At 67.8% G+C, this 15,266-nt stretch carries 12 protein-coding genes; all 12 read left to right on the plus strand.

Annotation, left to right across the window (positions count from 1 at the left end):
- Positions 1-99 precede the first annotated feature (99 nt).
- The 12 genes from dapC to ACUTR7_RS02910 all read left to right on the plus strand — a co-directional run bounded on the left by dapC (position 100) and on the right by ACUTR7_RS02910 (position 15,256).
- Positions 100-1,305 (plus strand): succinyldiaminopimelate transaminase, encoded by a 1,206-nt coding sequence (gene dapC, locus ACUTR7_RS02855; RefSeq protein ID WP_013802542.1) that lies wholly within the window; start codon positions 100-102, stop codon positions 1,303-1,305.
- 51 nt (positions 1,306-1,356) lie between these two features.
- A complete protein-coding gene (dapD, locus tag ACUTR7_RS02860; protein ID WP_012205450.1) occupies positions 1,357-2,181 on the plus strand; it encodes a 2,3,4,5-tetrahydropyridine-2,6-dicarboxylate N-succinyltransferase in 825 nt (274 codons plus the stop codon).
- Positions 2,182-2,362: 181 nt separating this feature from the next.
- Complete coding sequence (locus ACUTR7_RS02865; RefSeq protein ID WP_034393206.1) at positions 2,363-3,532, plus strand: PilT/PilU family type 4a pilus ATPase; 1,170 nt, start codon at positions 2,363-2,365, stop codon at positions 3,530-3,532.
- 86 nt (positions 3,533-3,618) lie between these two features.
- On the plus strand, positions 3,619-4,779 hold the full coding sequence (dapE, locus tag ACUTR7_RS02870) for a succinyl-diaminopimelate desuccinylase (protein ID WP_445608071.1): 1,161 nt from the start codon (positions 3,619-3,621) through the stop codon (positions 4,777-4,779).
- A gap of 20 nt (positions 4,780-4,799) precedes the next feature.
- The gene (prmB, locus tag ACUTR7_RS02875) at positions 4,800-5,777 is read left to right on the plus strand and encodes a 50S ribosomal protein L3 N(5)-glutamine methyltransferase (protein ID WP_445608072.1); all 978 of its coding nucleotides are present in this window, start codon (positions 4,800-4,802) and stop codon (positions 5,775-5,777) included.
- Position 5,778: 1 nt separating this feature from the next.
- A complete protein-coding gene (locus ACUTR7_RS02880) occupies positions 5,779-6,777 on the plus strand; it encodes a LysR family transcriptional regulator (protein WP_197956344.1) in 999 nt (332 codons plus the stop codon).
- Positions 6,778-6,953: 176 nt separating this feature from the next.
- Entirely contained in the window at positions 6,954-8,552 is a 1,599-nt protein-coding gene (locus ACUTR7_RS02885; protein ID WP_445608073.1) for a class I adenylate-forming enzyme family protein, read from the plus strand.
- Position 8,553: 1 nt separating this feature from the next.
- Positions 8,554-9,777 carry an acyl-CoA dehydrogenase family protein gene (locus ACUTR7_RS02890; RefSeq protein ID WP_445608074.1) on the plus strand — a complete coding sequence of 408 codons (1,224 nt, stop codon included), beginning with the start codon at positions 8,554-8,556 and terminating at the stop codon, positions 9,775-9,777.
- 41 nt (positions 9,778-9,818) lie between these two features.
- Positions 9,819-10,838, plus strand: coding sequence for a tripartite tricarboxylate transporter substrate binding protein (locus ACUTR7_RS02895; RefSeq protein ID WP_445608075.1), 1,020 nt, complete (start codon positions 9,819-9,821; stop codon positions 10,836-10,838).
- A 94-nt stretch (positions 10,839-10,932) separates the two neighbouring features.
- Positions 10,933-12,993: an ABC-F family ATP-binding cassette domain-containing protein gene (locus ACUTR7_RS02900; RefSeq protein ID WP_445608076.1), complete on the plus strand. Its 2,061-nt coding sequence runs from the start codon at positions 10,933-10,935 to the stop codon at positions 12,991-12,993.
- Positions 12,994-13,265: 272 nt separating this feature from the next.
- Positions 13,266-14,222 carry a MurR/RpiR family transcriptional regulator gene (locus ACUTR7_RS02905; RefSeq protein WP_445608077.1) on the plus strand — a complete coding sequence of 319 codons (957 nt, stop codon included), beginning with the start codon at positions 13,266-13,268 and terminating at the stop codon, positions 14,220-14,222.
- A complete protein-coding gene (locus tag ACUTR7_RS02910) occupies positions 14,219-15,256 on the plus strand; it encodes an amino acid ABC transporter substrate-binding protein (RefSeq protein WP_034393187.1) in 1,038 nt (345 codons plus the stop codon). Before ACUTR7_RS02905 ends, ACUTR7_RS02910 begins: the two co-directional genes overlap by 4 nt.
- Positions 15,257-15,266 lie beyond the last annotated feature (10 nt).

Consider the following 15,266-nt stretch of genomic DNA (forward strand, 5'->3'; position numbering starts at 1 on the left):
GCCAGAATAGGTAACAGAATGCAAAAAAACCAGCGTGCAGACCCGCAGTCCCCTGTGACAACGGCATGCCGAAAGCGCATCAATCCATAATGCGAGCCCATGAATCCCCTGCTCTCCCGACTCCAGCCCTACCCGTTTGAGCGTCTTCGCAAACTGTTCGCCGGGGTCCAGCCACCGGCGGGCGTGCGCCCCATCAGCCTTGGCATCGGAGAGCCCCGCCATGCCACGCCAGCGTTCATTGAACAGGCACTGAGCGCCGACCTCGGCGGCCTGGCCAAGTACCCGGCCACAGCCGGCGAGCCCGCGCTGCGCGAGGCCTGCGCCCAATGGGCTCGCCAGCGCTATGGCATTGCCCTGGACGCCGCCACCCAGGTGCTGCCCGTCAACGGCTCGCGCGAGGCACTGTTTGCCTTCACCCAGGTAGTGGTGGATGCCAGCCAGGACGGCGCGCGCGTGATCTGCCCCAACCCGTTCTATCAAATCTACGAAGGTGCCACCCTGCTGGCCGGCGCCCAGCCGTACTACGCGCCCAGCGACGCCGCACGCAACTTCGCGGTGGACTGGGACAGCGTGCCCGCCGACGTGTGGGAAAAGACCCAGCTGATCTTCGTGTGCTCGCCCGGCAACCCCACGGGCGCGGTGATGCCGCTGGCCGAATGGGAAAAGCTGTTTGCCCTGTCCGACCGCTACGGCTTCGTGATTGCCAGCGACGAGTGCTACAGCGAGATCTATTTCGACGGCACCGCCCCCCTGGGCGGCCTGGAAGCCGCACAGCGCCTGGGCCGCACGGACTACAAAAACCTGCTGATGTTCACCAGCCTGTCCAAGCGCAGCAATGTGCCCGGCCTGCGCAGCGGTTTCGTGGCGGGCGATGCGGCCCTGATCAAGGCCTTTTTGCTGTACCGCACCTACCACGGCGGTGCCATGAGCCCCGTGGTGCAGACGGCCAGCATGGCGGCCTGGGCCGACGAGGCCCATGTCGAGGAAAACCGCCGCCTGTACCGCGAGAAGTTCAACCAGGTCACGCCCGTGCTGGCGCGCGTGATGGATGTGCGCCTGCCCGACGCAAGCTTCTACCTCTGGGCCGGCATTCCCGAATCGCTGGGCCTGGACGACGCCGACTTTGCACGCGAGCTGTATGCCGCCACCGGCGTGACCGTGCTGCCCGGCAGCTACCTGGCGCGCGAGGCCAATGGCCGCAACCCCGGCGCCGGGCGCGTGCGCATGGCCCTGGTGGCCGAGACCGCAGAATGCCTGGAAGCCGCCCAGCGCATTGCACAGTTCATAGAATCGCGCCAGCGCTGAGACAGCCCTGCGCTCCCCTTTCCTCACAAACCCTTTGATCACCAAAGCCATATGACGCAACAGCTGCAATCCATCATCGACACCGCCTGGGACAACCGTGCCAGCCTCTCCCCCGCTGCCGCCCCCAAGGAAGTGACCGAGGCCGTGGACCACGTGATCGAAGCCCTGAACAACGGCCAGCTGCGCGTGGCCACGCGCGAAGGCGTGGGCCAGTGGACCGTGCACCAGTGGATCAAGAAGGCCGTGCTGCTGTCCTTCCGCCTCAAGGACAACGTGCTGATGCAGTCCGGCGACCTGAACTTCTTCGACAAGGTCCCCACCAAGTTCGCCGGCATGACCGAGGCCGAGATCGCCGCCACCGGCGTGCGCGTGGTGCCTCCGGCCGTGGCCCGCCGCGGCAGCTTCGTTGCCAAGGGCGCGATCCTGATGCCTTCCTACGTGAACATCGGCGCCTATGTGGACGAAGGCACCATGGTCGACACCTGGGCCACCGTGGGCTCCTGCGCCCAGGTCGGCAAGAACGTGCACCTGTCCGGCGGCGTGGGCCTGGGCGGCGTGCTGGAGCCGCTGCAGGCCAACCCGACCATCATCGAGGACAACTGCTTCATCGGCGCGCGTTCCGAAATCGTCGAAGGCGTGATCGTGGAAGAGAACTCGGTGATCTCCATGGGTGTGTACATCGGCCAGTCCACCCCCATCTATGACCGTGCGACCGGCGAGACCAGCTATGGCCGCGTGCCTGCCGGCTCGGTGGTGGTGTCGGGCAACCTGCCCAAGGACAACGGCCGCTACAGCATGTACGCCGCCATCATCGTCAAGAAGGTCGATGCCAAGACACGCTCCACCACGAGCCTGAACGACCTGCTGCGCGATTGATCCGCATCCGCACCGCGCCAAAGGCGTGGTTGCGGCGCCAAAACATCCCCTGTTCAGGGGATGGAGCAAGGCATACTCTCGAGGGCGTCCCCGGCCACCAGGCAGCGGACGCCCGTTTCACGTCACAAGAGCGTGCAGACGATCCAAGAACAGCGGCAGTACACGAAATTTGGGGGAAAACATGGGCACGATGGAGAGGATTTTGCGCCTGATGGGCGAGAAGCAGGCGTCCGACGTCTACCTGGCGGTCAACGCGCCGGCGCTGATCAAGATCAACGGCGAATGCGTGCCCATCAACAACCAACTGCTGCCGCCCGACGCGCCGCGCAGCCTGCTGGCCGAGATCGTACCGGCCGAGCGCCTGCAGGAGCTGGACGAAACGGGCGAGCTCAACATGGGCGTGCCGCTGCGCGGCGTGGGGCGTTTTCGCGTCAGCGCCATGCACCAGCGCGGCAGCTGCGCCGTGGTGATCCGCTTCATCGCCCAGCACATTCCGGCCATGGACACGCTGAACCTGCCGCCCGTGCTGGGCGAGCTGATCATGCAAAAGCGCGGCCTGCTGCTGGTCGTGGGCTCCACGGGCTCGGGCAAGAGCACGACGCTGGCCTCGATGATCGATGCGCGCAACGAAAAGCTCACGGGCCACATCCTCACCATCGAGGACCCCATCGAATACCAGTTCCGCAACAAGCGCTCCATCGTCAACCAGCGCGAAGTGGGCTCGGACACGGCATCGCTGCAGATCGCGCTCAAGAATGCGCTGCGCCAGGCCCCTGACGTGATCCTGATCGGCGAAATCCGCGACCGCGAGACCATGTCCTCGGCCATGGGCTTTGCGCAGTCGGGCCACCTGTGCCTGGCCACGCTGCACGCCAACAACAGCTACCACGCGCTCAACCGCATCCTGTCCTTCTTCCCCGAGGAAATCCGCCCCACCATGCTGGGCGAGCTGTCGGCAGCGCTCAAGGGCGTGATCTCCCAGCGCCTGGTGCGCACCGTGGACGGCGGCCGCATGCCGGCCGTCGAGGTCATGCTCAACACCAAGCTGATCGCCGACCTGATCGAGCGCGGCAACTTCTCGGGCGTCAAGGAGGCCATGGAAAAATCCATGGCCGAAGGCTCGCAGACCTTTGAAGAGGCGCTGGCGCAGCTGGTCCGCTCCGGCCGCATCGACCGCGCCGAAGCCCTGGCCTTCGCCGATTCGCCCACCAACCTGATGTGGCGCCTGGAAAACGACGTGGTCAAGGCCAGCCATGCAGCGCAGTCCAGCCAGTTCGCCGAACTGGCCACGCCCGGCGAGGACGACATGCCCTCGTTCACGGAAATCATGCTGGAAGTCAAGCCGAACTGATCGGCTGGCCCCGCAGCGTTCACAATGTCGGAGCACGCTGGCGGCAGCCGGCCCTCCGACTTTTTTGTTTTTTGATTCCACCCACCATGTCCCGCACCCTGCAACTGACCGAGCAGCTGATCAGCCTGCCCTCCGTCACTCCCGAAGACGCCGGCTGCCTCGAACTCCTGGCCGATGCCCTGCAGCCCATGGGCTTTGCCTGCGAGCGCATCGACAGCGGCCCCGACAGCTTTCGCGTGCGCAACCTCTGGGCCCGGCGCTCCGGGACAGGCGCCGACCGGCCCGTGCTGGTCTTTGCCGGTCATACCGACGTGGTGCCCACCGGCCCGCTGGAGCAGTGGAGCAGCCCGCCCTTCGTGCCCACGCACCGCGACGGCAAGCTGTACGGCCGCGGCGCCAGCGACATGAAGACCTCCATCGCCGCCTTCGTCGTGGCGCTGGAGGAATTCCTGGCCGAGACACCGGCTCCCTCCTTCGACATTGCCCTGCTGCTGACCAGCGACGAGGAAGGCCCTTCGGTGGACGGCACCAAGGTCGTGGTCGAGCTGCTGCGCGAGCGCGGCGAGCGCCTGGACTGGTGCATCGTCGGCGAGCCCACCTCGGTGGAACGCACGGGCGACATGATCAAGAACGGCCGCCGGGGCACCATGAGCGGTCGCCTCACGGTCAAGGGCATCCAGGGCCACATCGCCTACCCGCAGCTGGCGCGCAACCCCATCCACCAGGCCCTGCCGGCCCTGGCCGAACTGGCCGCCACGCGCTGGGACGAGGGCAATGCCTTCTTCCCGCCCACCAGCTGGCAGATCAGCAACATGCATGGCGGCACGGGCGCATCCAACGTCATTCCCGGCCATGTGACCATCGACTTCAACTTCCGCTTCTGCACCGAGTCCACGGCCGAATCGCTGCAGCAGCGCGTGCACGCCGTGCTGGACCGCCACGGGCTGGAGTACGAGCTGGCCTGGACCATTGGCGGCCAGCCCTTCCTGACCACGCCGGGCACGCTGGTGAACGCCGTGCAGGCGGCCATCCGCGCCGAGACCGGCCTGGAGACCGAGCTGTCCACCACGGGCGGCACCAGCGACGGCCGCTTCATCGCCCAGATCTGCAGCCAGGTCGTGGAAGTGGGCCCGCCCAACGCCAGCATCCACAAGATCGACGAGCACATCGTGGTGGCCGACATCGAGCCCATCAAGAACATTTACCGCCGCACGCTCCACGAGCTGCAGCGCCAGCAGGCCGTCTGAACGCGACCAAGGAGCCGACGATGACATCCGCCCCCACCCCTGCCAATATTCCCGCCATCTCGGGCAGCACCATCGCCGACCTCGTGGCATCCGGGGCCGCAGCGCTCACGGCGGCCGGCGTGGCCTTTGGCCACGGCACGGCCACGGCCGAAGACGAATCGGCCTGGCTCACGCTGTGGAAGCTGGGCCTGCCGCTGGACAGCGAACTGGCGCCGGGCGCGCCCGAGTCCCTGGCCAGCCAGCAGGTGAGCGCCGAGCAGCAGGCCGAAGTGGCTGCGCTGTTCGCCGAGCGCATCCGAACGCGCAAGCCCGCCGCCTACCTCACGCGCGAGGCCTGGCTGCAGGGCGTGCCCTTCTACGTGGACGAGCGCGCCATCGTGCCGCGCAGCTTCATTGCCGAGCTGCTGGCCGACGGCAGCATCGACGGCTGGTTGTCCGACCGCACGCGCCGCGTGCTGGACCTGTGCACCGGCAACGGCAGCCTGGCCTGCCTGGCGGCCATGGCCTGGCCCGAGGTCGAGGTCACGGGCGCCGACATCTCGGCCGATGCGCTGGCCGTGGCACGCATCAACGTGGACCGCCATGAACTCGCCGAGCGCGTGCAGCTGCTGGAAAGCGATGGCCTGGCCGCCCTGCCCGGCCCCTGGGACCTGGTGCTGTGCAACCCGCCCTATGTGAACGCCGACAGCATGTCGCGCCTGCCCGCCGAATACCAGGCCGAGCCCGAACTGGCCCTGGCCGGCGGCGCCGACGGCATGGACTTCATCCGCCGCCTGCTGCTGGACCTGCCGTCACGTCTGGCCAAGGAAGGCGTGGTCGTGCTGGAAATCGGCAATGAAAAGGACTTCTTCGAAGCCGCCTTCCCCGACCTGCCCGTGTTCTGGCTGGACACCAGCTCGGGCGACGAGCAGGTGCTGCTGATCACCCAGGAGGCACTGCGCGCCTGGACCGAAGGCGACATCGAGGCCCTACGCCCCACCTACCGCCCCCTGGGCTGAGATGGACCTGCGGGCGCTGCGCTACTTCATCGCGGTGCTGGAGGCGGGCAGCCTCTCGCGCGCCGCACACTCGCTGTACGTGGCCCAGCCCGCGCTCACGGCGCAGATCAAGAAGCTGGAAGGCGAGTTGGGCGCCCAGTTGCTGGAGCGCAGCCACGCCGGCGTGACTCCCACGCCGGCCGGCGCCCAGCTGTACGAGGACGCACGCCGGCTGCTGTCCGACGCCGATGCCATGCGCGAGCGCATACAGCGCCTGCCGCAGGGCCCCGAAGGCTCGGTCACCATCGCCCTGCCCTTTTTGCTGACCAGCCTGCTGGCCGGCCCCGTGATCGCCAGCCTGCGCAACAGCCACCCGCGCATCCGCATCTTTGTGCTCGACGACCTCAGCCTCATGGTGCAAAAGGCCATGCTGGACCGGCGCGCAGACCTGGCCATTCTTGTGGACACGGCCAGCCTGCACGACATGCAGGTGCAGCCCATGGCCGAGGAATCCATCTACATCTGCGGCCAGGATGTCGATGGCAGCGTGGCCCCGCTGCTGCGCCCCGCGCCGGACGGCGGCCTGCCCCACATGGACTTTGCCCACGCCTGCCAGCTGCCGCTGGTGCTGCAGTCGCGGCGCTTTTCCATCCGCCAGACCGTGGAGGCCGCCGCCGACGCACGGGACCTGCGGCTGAACATCGTCCACGAACACGATTCCGCCCGCGTCATCCGCTCGCTCTACCACTGCGGCGCGGGCTTCACCTTCACGCCCGCCTGCTCGCTGAGCGATGCGCCCGCCTGGCTGCGCGAGGAAGCCAAGGCTGCGCCCACTGCCATCCAGCACGGCTGGATCGTGGCCCAGGTCACGGCGCCCGAACTGCTGCGCCGCTACTTCCTGGCCGTGCAGGCCAACCGCAGCAGCGACCCGGCGCTGCAGGTGGTTCAGCAGGCGCTGATGGCACAGGCCCGGCAATTGATCACGGCGGGCATCTGGCAGGCGCGCTGGCAGCAGGCATGACGGCATGACCGCAGGGGTCTGGGCACGGGGTCATCAGCAAATACCGCAAGGGTTGATCTGGACATCAATTTTTCTGATGCGCCTGAATCACTAAACGGTATTTCCCCGCTCCAGGCCTCTTCTGGAACAGTGCATGGCACGCCGCGCAAAACGCGCGGCTTCAGCCAAGGAATGCCATGCACGAGACATCCCGGCCCACCGCAGGCCACCCCAATTCCCACTCCCTTCCCATCCCCAATGTCGGCGAACTGGTCGCGCGCAGTTGCAGGGCCCATGGCGCACAGCCGGCCGTGACCAGCGCCGCGCGCAGCATCAGCTATGCCGAGCTGGAGCAGCGCTCCAACCGCCTGGCGAACGCCCTGCTTGCCCAGGGCCTGTCCCGTGGCGACCGCGTGGGCATCTACCTGCCCAACTGCGTGGAAATCGTGGAGATCGAGATCGCCTGCTACAAGGCAGGGCTCATCAAGGCGCCCTTCAACGCACGCCTTTCGCCGCGCGAAGTGGGCGATATCGCGGCCAACAGCGATGCCGCCGTCATCGTGACCACCGCAGCGCGCGCCGAGGCCTTCAAGCCGCACCTGCAGTCCGCCGACGTGCGCCTGCTGCTGCTGGACGGCCCCGCCGGCGAAAGCTACGAGTCCCTGCTCGCCCGCGCCAGCGACCGCTTCCAGCCCGTGGCCGTGCAGGAGCACGAAGTGGCCGTGCTGCACTACACCTCAGGCTCATCGGGCGTGCTCAAGGCCGCCATGCAGACCTTCGGCAACCGCCTGGCCCAGTTGCGCAAATTCCTGATGCGCGGCGAGGGCATGCAGGCCGGCCACGTGCTGGGCCTGGTGGGGCCGGTCACGCACGCCTCGGGAATGCAGATGGTGCCGGCGCTGTGCACGGGCGCCACCATCCACCTGTTCTCAGGCTTCGAGCCGGGCGCCTTCATGGCCGAGATGCAGGCGCGGCGCGTGACCCACACCTTCATGGTGCCCACCATGATCAACATGCTGCTGGCCGAGATCGGCGGCCGCTACCGCCCCCTGCCCGACCTGCTGCGCCTGGGCTACGGCGCAGCGCCCATGGCGCCCGCGCGCATCCTGCAGGCCATGGACGTGTTCGGCCCCATCCTGTCCCAGGGCTACGGCGCGGGCGAGACCACCTCCGGTGTCTGCGGCCTGACGGTGCAGGACCACCTGCAGGCGCGCGCATCGCGCCCCGAGCGGCTGGCTTCCTGCGGACGGCCCTTCCTGGAATCCCTGATCGAGGTGCTGGACGACGAGGGCCGCCCGGTGCCCGAGGGCGAGATCGGCGAGATCGTGGTCAGCGGCGCCGATGTCTTTGCAGGCTATTGGCGCGCGCCCGAGCTGACAGCCGAGGTGCTCAAGAACGGCCGCTACCACACGGGCGATCTGGCCCGCATGGACGAGCAGGGCTTTGTCTACATCGTGGACCGCAAGAAAGACATGGTTATCAGCGGCGGCTTCAACGTCTATCCGTCCGAGGTGGAGTCGGTGCTCTACGAACATGCCTCGGTGGCCGATGCCTGCGTGTTCGCCATCCCCGACGACAAATGGGGCGAGGCCGTGGCCGCCCACATCGTGCTCAAGCCCGGCCTGGCCGGCGACAGCGCCGCACTGGACCGCTTCTGCGCCGAACGCCTGGGCGGCTTCAAGCGCCCGCGCCACATCGAATTCGTGCAGCAGCTGCCCAAGAACCCCAACGGCAAGGTCATGCGCCGCGCCGTGCAGGCGCCCTACTGGGCCAACCACGCCCGCAAGGTGAACTGAGATGAACGCCAAAGACACTCTCCCCGCCGCCAACGCTGCCCTTCTGGAAATGCCGTTTGAAGGCTCCGAGCGCGCAGCCGGCCTGATCGACGCGCTCAACGCCTTCATCCACGGCGAACTGGCCGACCTCGCCCGCGCGCATGGCGTGGACCATGAAAACAGCGCCTCCACCGAGCTGCTGCGCCAAGTCTGGAAGCTGTCGCATGCGCGCGGCTTCTACGGCATGACCCTGCCCGAGGCCATGGGCGGCGCCGGCCTGTCCGTGCTGGACCAGGTGCTGGTCAAGGAGGCCATCTACGCCACGGGCTCGCCCTTCGCGCCCCATGTGCTGGGCGAACTCAGCGGCCCGCCGCGCATAGGCGCGCTGATCCGCAAGGCCACGCCCTTGCAGATGGAGCAGTTCATCCTGCCCGTGGCGCGCGCCGAGAAATCCATCTGCTTTGCGCTGACCGAGGCAGCGGCCGGCTCAGACGCGGGCGCGCTGGAGACGCGCGCCGTGCTGGAGGGCGACCACTACGTGCTGTACGGCCGCAAGCGCTTCATCTCGGGCTCGCCGTTCGCCGACTTGGCCGTGCTCATGGCCTCGACCGCGCCCGAGGGCAGCCCGCAGCGCGAGATCAGCGCCTTCTTCGTGGACCTGCATGCCCCGGGCGTGCAGGTGGTCAGCGGCTACAAGACCATGGCGGGGCAATCGAGCACGGGGGACATCGTGCTCGACGGCTGCCGCGTGCCCGCTGCCCAGTTGATCGGCGAGCCGGGCCGGGGCCTGGCCCTGGCGCTGGGCCGCATCACCGTCAACCGCCTGCTGCACTGCCCGGCCATGCTGGGCCTGGCCCAGGTTGCGCTGCGCGATGCGCGCGACTATGCGCTGGGGCGCCAGCAATTCGGCCGCAGCATTGCCCAGTTCCAGTCCATACAGCACATGCTGGCCGACATGGCCACCGAATGGATGGCCGCGCGCGCACTGATGGTGCAGACGGCCCGCGCCATCGACGCAGGCATCGATGCGCGCGCCCAGGCCTCGATGAGCAAGCTGTTCTGCTCGGAGACGGCGTTCCGCATTGCCGACCGCGCCGTGCAGATCCATGGCGGCGAAGGCATCGTCCAGGGCCGGCGCGTGGAATTCCTGTTCCGCATGCTGCGCATGTACCGCGTGCTCACGGGCACCAGCGAGATACAGCGCAACACCATCGCCAAGGAACTGCTGGAGCGGGCCGGCGCCTGAGGCTGGCCGGGATGAAAGCGAAAAGACAAGGAGACAACGCCATGCAAGACAATCCATCCCAAAGGCCGGACCGACGCCGATTCCTGCGCGCTGCGGGCGCCGCATCGCTTGCGGCAGGCCTGCCCTGGGCCACCACAGCCGCCACAGCCACCACACACGACAGCGCCTGGCCCACGCGCCCCATCAAATGGGTGGTGCCCTACCTGGCCGGCACCAGCCCCGACACGGCCGCGCGCATCGTGGCCGAGGCACTGTCGGCCCAGCTGGGCCAGCCCGTGGTGATAGACAACCGCGCCGGCGCGGGCGGCAACATCGGCGCACGCCAGGTGGCCAAGGCGCCGGCGGACGGCTACACCCTGCTGTATTCGGGCTCGCCCATGGCCGCCGCCATGCGCATGTACAAAAGCCCCGGCTACGACGTGTTCAAGGACTTCCGCCATGTGCTGGGCATGTCGCGCTCGGACATCCTGGTCGTCGTGCATGCCGACTCGGGCATGCGCACGCTGGACGACCTGGCCGCGCGCGCCAAGGCCAGGCCCGGCGCGCTGGACTATGCCTCGGGCGGCGTGGGCACGCCGTCGCACCTGGGCGTGGAGATGCTGGCCTCCAGCATGGGCCTGCAGGTCAACCATGTGCCCTACAAGGGCGCGTCCGAGCTGGTCAATGCCGTGCTGGGCCAGCAGGTGGCCTTCGGCGCCCCGCTGTTTTCCGTGGCCTATCCCCAGGTGCTGGCCGGCAAGCTGGTGCCGCTGGCCATTGCCGGGCCGCAGCGCAACGCCAAGCTGCCCCAGGTGCAGACCCTGGCCGAGCTGGGTGTGCCCGATGTCAACCTCACCTCCTGGGGCGGCGTGTCCGTGCCGGCCGCCACGCCCGAGCCCATCGTCCAGCGGCTGCGCACGGCGCTGGAGGAGGTGCTCAGGCAGCCCAGGGTCATCGCCTTGCTGGAGCAGGAAGGCGGCAAGGTCGCCATCACAAGCGCCGACGCCTATGCCAAGGGCTTCGAGCGCGAGATCCAGTTCACCCAGTCCATGATGCAGCGCGTGGGCATACAACCGATCTAGGGCCAGGTACCAGGGCTTTGCACCGTGGCCGGGCACGGGCATGGCGGGCGGCAATCCTGCCCTGGCGCAATCGCTGGGATAATCCTGCCCATTCATGATCAGCCTTCGCAACATTACCCTGCGCCGCGGCACCCGCGTGCTGCTGGACAGCACCTCCGTCTCCATCAACCCCGGTGAAAAAGTCGGCCTTGTCGGACGCAATGGCGCCGGCAAGTCCAGCCTGTTCGCCCTGCTCAACGGCAGCCTGGCCGAGGACGGTGGAGAGTTCTCCATCCCTTCGCAATGGCGCCTGGGCCAGGTCGCGCAGAACATGCCCGAGACCTCGGAGACGGCCACCCAGTTCGTGCTGGACGGCGACACCCGCCTGAGCGAGCTCAACGCCCAGCTCGCGGCCGCCGAGGCCAGCGAGGACGGCATGGCCATTGCCCACGCCCACGTGGACCTGGCCGATGCCGGCGCCCACGATGCCGTGCCGCGCGCCCAGGCCCTGATCCTGGGCCTGGGCTTCAAGGTCTCCGAGCTGGAGCACCCCGTCAACAGCTTCTCCGGCGGCTGGCGCATGCGCCTGCAGCTGGCGCGCGCGCTGATGTGCCCCTCCGACCTGCTGCTGCTGGACGAACCCACCAACCACTTGGACCTGGACGCCCTGGTCTGGCTGGAAGCCTGGCTCAAGCGCTACCCCGGCACTCTGGTCGTGATCAGCCATGACCGCGAATTCCTGGACGCCATCACCAACACCACGCTGCACATCGAAAACGCGCAGGTCACGCGCTATGGCGGCAACTACAGCAAGTTCGAGGAACTGCGCGCCCAGCAGATCCTGCTGCAGCAGGCCTCGTTCGAGCGCCAGCAGGACAAGATCGCCCACCTGCAGAAGTTCATCGACCGCTTCAAGGCCAAGGCCTCCAAGGCCAAGCAGGCGCAAAGCCGCGTCAAGCAGATCGAGCGCATGGAAAAGGTCGCACCCATGCTGGCCAGCGCCGATTTCACCTTCGAGTTCAAGCCGCCGGCCAACCTGCCCAACCCCATGCTGGCGATCACGGACGCCGCATTCGGCTACCTGGACGACGAAGGCCAGGCGACCACCATCCTGCGCGGCGTCAACCGCTCGGTGCTGGCAGGCCAGCGCATCGGCATCCTGGGCGCCAACGGCCAGGGCAAGTCCACCCTGGTGAAGACCATTGCGCGCGAGATGAAGGCACTGGCCGGCACCGTGACCGAAGGCAAGGGCCTGAACATCGGCTACTTCGCCCAGCAGGAACTGGACGTGCTGCGCCCCGGCGAAAACCCCATGGAGCACATGATCCGCCTGGCACGGGACACCGGCGCCACGGGCCCACAGGCCCGCGAACAGGACCTGCGCAGCTACCTGGGCACGTTCAATTTCAGCGGCGACATGGTCAAGCAGGCCGTGGGCAGCATGAGCGGCGGCGAAAAGGCCCGCCTGGTGCTGGCCATGATCGTCTGGCAGCGCCCCAACCTGCTGCTGCTGGACGAGCCCACCAACCACCTGGACCTGGCCACGCGCGAGGCCCTGGCCATGGCCATCAACGACTTCGACGGCACCGTCATGCTGGTCAGCCACGACCGCGCGCTGCTGCGCTCGGTCTGCGAGGACTTCTGGCTGGTCGGCCGTGGCGTGGTCGGCCCCTTCGACGGCGACCTGGACGACTACCAGCGCTACCTGCTGGAAGAATCCCGCCGCCTGCGCGAAGAGGCCCGCAAGGCCGAACAGGCGGCTGCGGCCACCAGCAAGGCGGCAGCGCAGGTGGAGCCCGCAGCAGTTGCAGCAGCACCTGCAGTGCAGGCCCCCGTGGCTGCTGCGCTGGCCCCCGCTGCCCCGTCCACGCCACCGGCCGCCAGTGCCGGAGACCAGCGCGAGCAACGGCGCCTGGCCGCCCTGGCCCGCCAGCAGGTGGCCGAGAAGACCCGGCCGTTCAAGAAGGAACTGGAACAGTTGGACAAGCGCCTGCCCCAGCTGCAGGCCGAGCGCACGCGGCTCGAAGGCCTGCTGAGCCAGCCCATCTCGCCCGCCGACATGGCCGAGACGGGCCGCAGCCTCAAGGCCTGCAACGACGAGATCGACAGCCTGGAAGAGCGCTGGCTGGAACTGAGCGAGCAGATCGAGCAGCTGTCGGCCGCAATGTCCGACTGATTCCAGTCGTTCTCGAAATCAGGCGGTCCCATGGGTGCGAGGCCCTTGCTCGCACCCATGACCGCCTGCCACAAGCGTCGTCCAGCTTGAAGACGGCGTTCCACTTCGGCTGCGCCGAAGTGCACCCCTGAGGCCCTGCCCTCCCCCCAACGCCCCGCACTTCCCCGCAGCCAGCGGAACGCATGGATCGTTCGGTTCAGGGTTTCCCCTGAATGAAAGATTTCATTCTTAAAAAATAATGAATGAAAGATACCATTCACTTTCATTCATTCATGGAACTCCACCCCCATCCCGCCGTACAGGAACTGCTGCGCGCCAGCGTCGATGGCTCGCCCGCCGTCGCCCGGGTCGGCCGCTGGATGGCCGCGCATCCGGTGCTGGCCGTCACGCTGAGCGCCGAGGAAGTGGCCAATGCCTGCGGTGGCTCCCTGGCTGCCGTCAACCGCTTCGCCAAGCACGCCGGCTACGAAGGCTTTGCCGATTTGCGCCTGCACCTTGGCCGCCAGCTGCAGCAGGCCCTGGAGCCCGTGAACAAGCTGCGCGCGGCGCATGGGCCCGAAGCCGCTACGGCAGGCACCGCGGGCGCTGTGGGCACCATGGGCGAGCAGGCTTTCGGGCACACGCAGCGCAACCTGCAGGCGGCTGCGCAGGCCTGCGACCCCGGACTGCTCGACCAACTGGCCCAGCGCATCTGCCGCGCCCGCCGTGTGCTCTTCATGGGGTTCGGAAGCTCCCACCATGTGGCGGCCTTTGGCGCCGACGTGCTGCAACCCTATCTGCAGCAGGTGGTGGAAGTGACCTCCGCAGGCGGATCGGAACAGGCGGTACGCCGCATGACAGGGCTGACGGAGCAGGACGTGCTGATCGCCATTTCCCTGCCGCGCTACTCGCGCGAAGCCGTCGCGCTGACGGCGCACGCACGCCAGCGGGGCGCCCTGACCATCGCCATCACCGACGAGTCCACGAGTCCGCTGGCCCGCGAGGCCGACTACACGCTGCTGGCGCCCGCCTCGCATCCCCTGCTGCCTTCATCGCCAATGGCGGCCATGGCCATGGTCGAGGCACTGGCCACCCAGGTCATCCGCGCCACACCCCAGGCCGTGCGCAGCCTGGTCGAACTGTCCGAGTCGGTGCTTCCCTACCTGACTCCGGACGCCGATACCGCTTCGCCGGCGGCAAGCAAGCCGCAACCCCAGGCCCCCCATCCCGCTGGAAAGGATTCACCATGAACGCCCCTGCCCGTCTGCGCCTTGCGCTTGCATCGATGGCCGCCCTCTTCACACTCGCTGCCGCGCCCGCCCACGCTGGCAAGACGCTGGACGGCATCAAGCAGCGCGGCGCCGTGGCCTGCGGCGTGCACACGGGACGCGCAGGCTTTGCGCTCGCCGACGGCAGCGGCAACTGGTCCGGGCTGGACGTGGATCTGTGCCGTGCCGTGGCTGCAGCCACCCTGGGTGACGCCAGCAAGGTCAAGTTCATTCCCACCAGTGGCCAGACACGCATCACGGCGCTGCAGTCCGGCGAGATCGATCTGCTGGCACGCAACACCACCTGGACCTTCACGCGCGACAACGGCCTGGGCCTGATGTGGGCGGGCATCAATTTCCACGACGGCCAGGGCTTCATGGCCAGGAAGAAGCCCGGCCTGAACAGCGTCAAGCAGCTCTCTGGCGCCACCATCTGCGTGATCAGCGGATCCACCACGGAAAAGACCCTGTCGGAGTACTTTCGCGCCCACAAGCTCAACTACAAGGCGGTGGTGTTCGACAACCCCGAAGCGGCCCTGCAGGCCTTCAGCAGCGGACGCTGCCAGGCCTATACAGGCGACCTCGGCGCCCTGGCCGTGCTGCGCGGCAAGGAACTGGCCAACCCCGACGACTACGTGATCCTGCCCGAAGTCATCTCCAAGGAGCCGGCCGGCCCGGCCGTGCGCCGCGGTGACGACGAATGGTTCGCCGTCGTGCGCTGGACACTCAACGCCATGATCGAGGCCGAGGAACTGGGCATCACCCAGGCCAATGCCGACGAGCTCAAGACACGCTCCGACAGCATCCAGGTCAAGCGTTTCCTGGGCCAGAGCGACGACCTGGGCAAGCAGCTGGGGCTGGACAAGGAATGGGCGCTGCGCATCGTCAAGGCCGTGGGCAACTATGGCGAGAGCTATGAGCGCAACCTGGGCGCCAGGTCGGGCCTTAACGTCCCGCGCGGCAAGAACGCGCTGTTCACCAAGGGCGGCCTGATGATGTCGCCGCCGATGAACTGACGCGCCGAGG

Source organism: Delftia sp. NA_296.1, assembly GCF_052692095.1.

Bases quoted from the DNA above. Each gene is read 5' to 3' on its own strand.
- prmB (WP_445608072.1), top strand. From the start codon at position 4,800: ATGACATCCGCCCCCACCCCTGCCAATATTCCCGCCATCTCGGGCAGC.
- dapC (WP_013802542.1), top strand. From the start codon at position 100: ATGAATCCCCTGCTCTCCCGACTCCAGCCCTACCCGTTTGAGCGTCTT.
- ACUTR7_RS02905 (WP_445608077.1), top strand. From the start codon at position 13,266: ATGGAACTCCACCCCCATCCCGCCGTACAGGAACTGCTGCGCGCCAGC.
- ACUTR7_RS02910 (WP_034393187.1), top strand. From the start codon at position 14,219: ATGAACGCCCCTGCCCGTCTGCGCCTTGCGCTTGCATCGATGGCCGCC.
- ACUTR7_RS02865 (WP_034393206.1), top strand. From the start codon at position 2,363: ATGGGCACGATGGAGAGGATTTTGCGCCTGATGGGCGAGAAGCAGGCG.
- dapE (WP_445608071.1), top strand. From the start codon at position 3,619: ATGTCCCGCACCCTGCAACTGACCGAGCAGCTGATCAGCCTGCCCTCC.
- dapD (WP_012205450.1), top strand. From the start codon at position 1,357: ATGACGCAACAGCTGCAATCCATCATCGACACCGCCTGGGACAACCGT.
- ACUTR7_RS02880 (WP_197956344.1), top strand. From the start codon at position 5,779: ATGGACCTGCGGGCGCTGCGCTACTTCATCGCGGTGCTGGAGGCGGGC.
- ACUTR7_RS02900 (WP_445608076.1), top strand. From the start codon at position 10,933: ATGATCAGCCTTCGCAACATTACCCTGCGCCGCGGCACCCGCGTGCTG.
- ACUTR7_RS02890 (WP_445608074.1), top strand. From the start codon at position 8,554: ATGAACGCCAAAGACACTCTCCCCGCCGCCAACGCTGCCCTTCTGGAA.
- ACUTR7_RS02885 (WP_445608073.1), top strand. From the start codon at position 6,954: ATGCACGAGACATCCCGGCCCACCGCAGGCCACCCCAATTCCCACTCC.
- ACUTR7_RS02895 (WP_445608075.1), top strand. From the start codon at position 9,819: ATGCAAGACAATCCATCCCAAAGGCCGGACCGACGCCGATTCCTGCGC.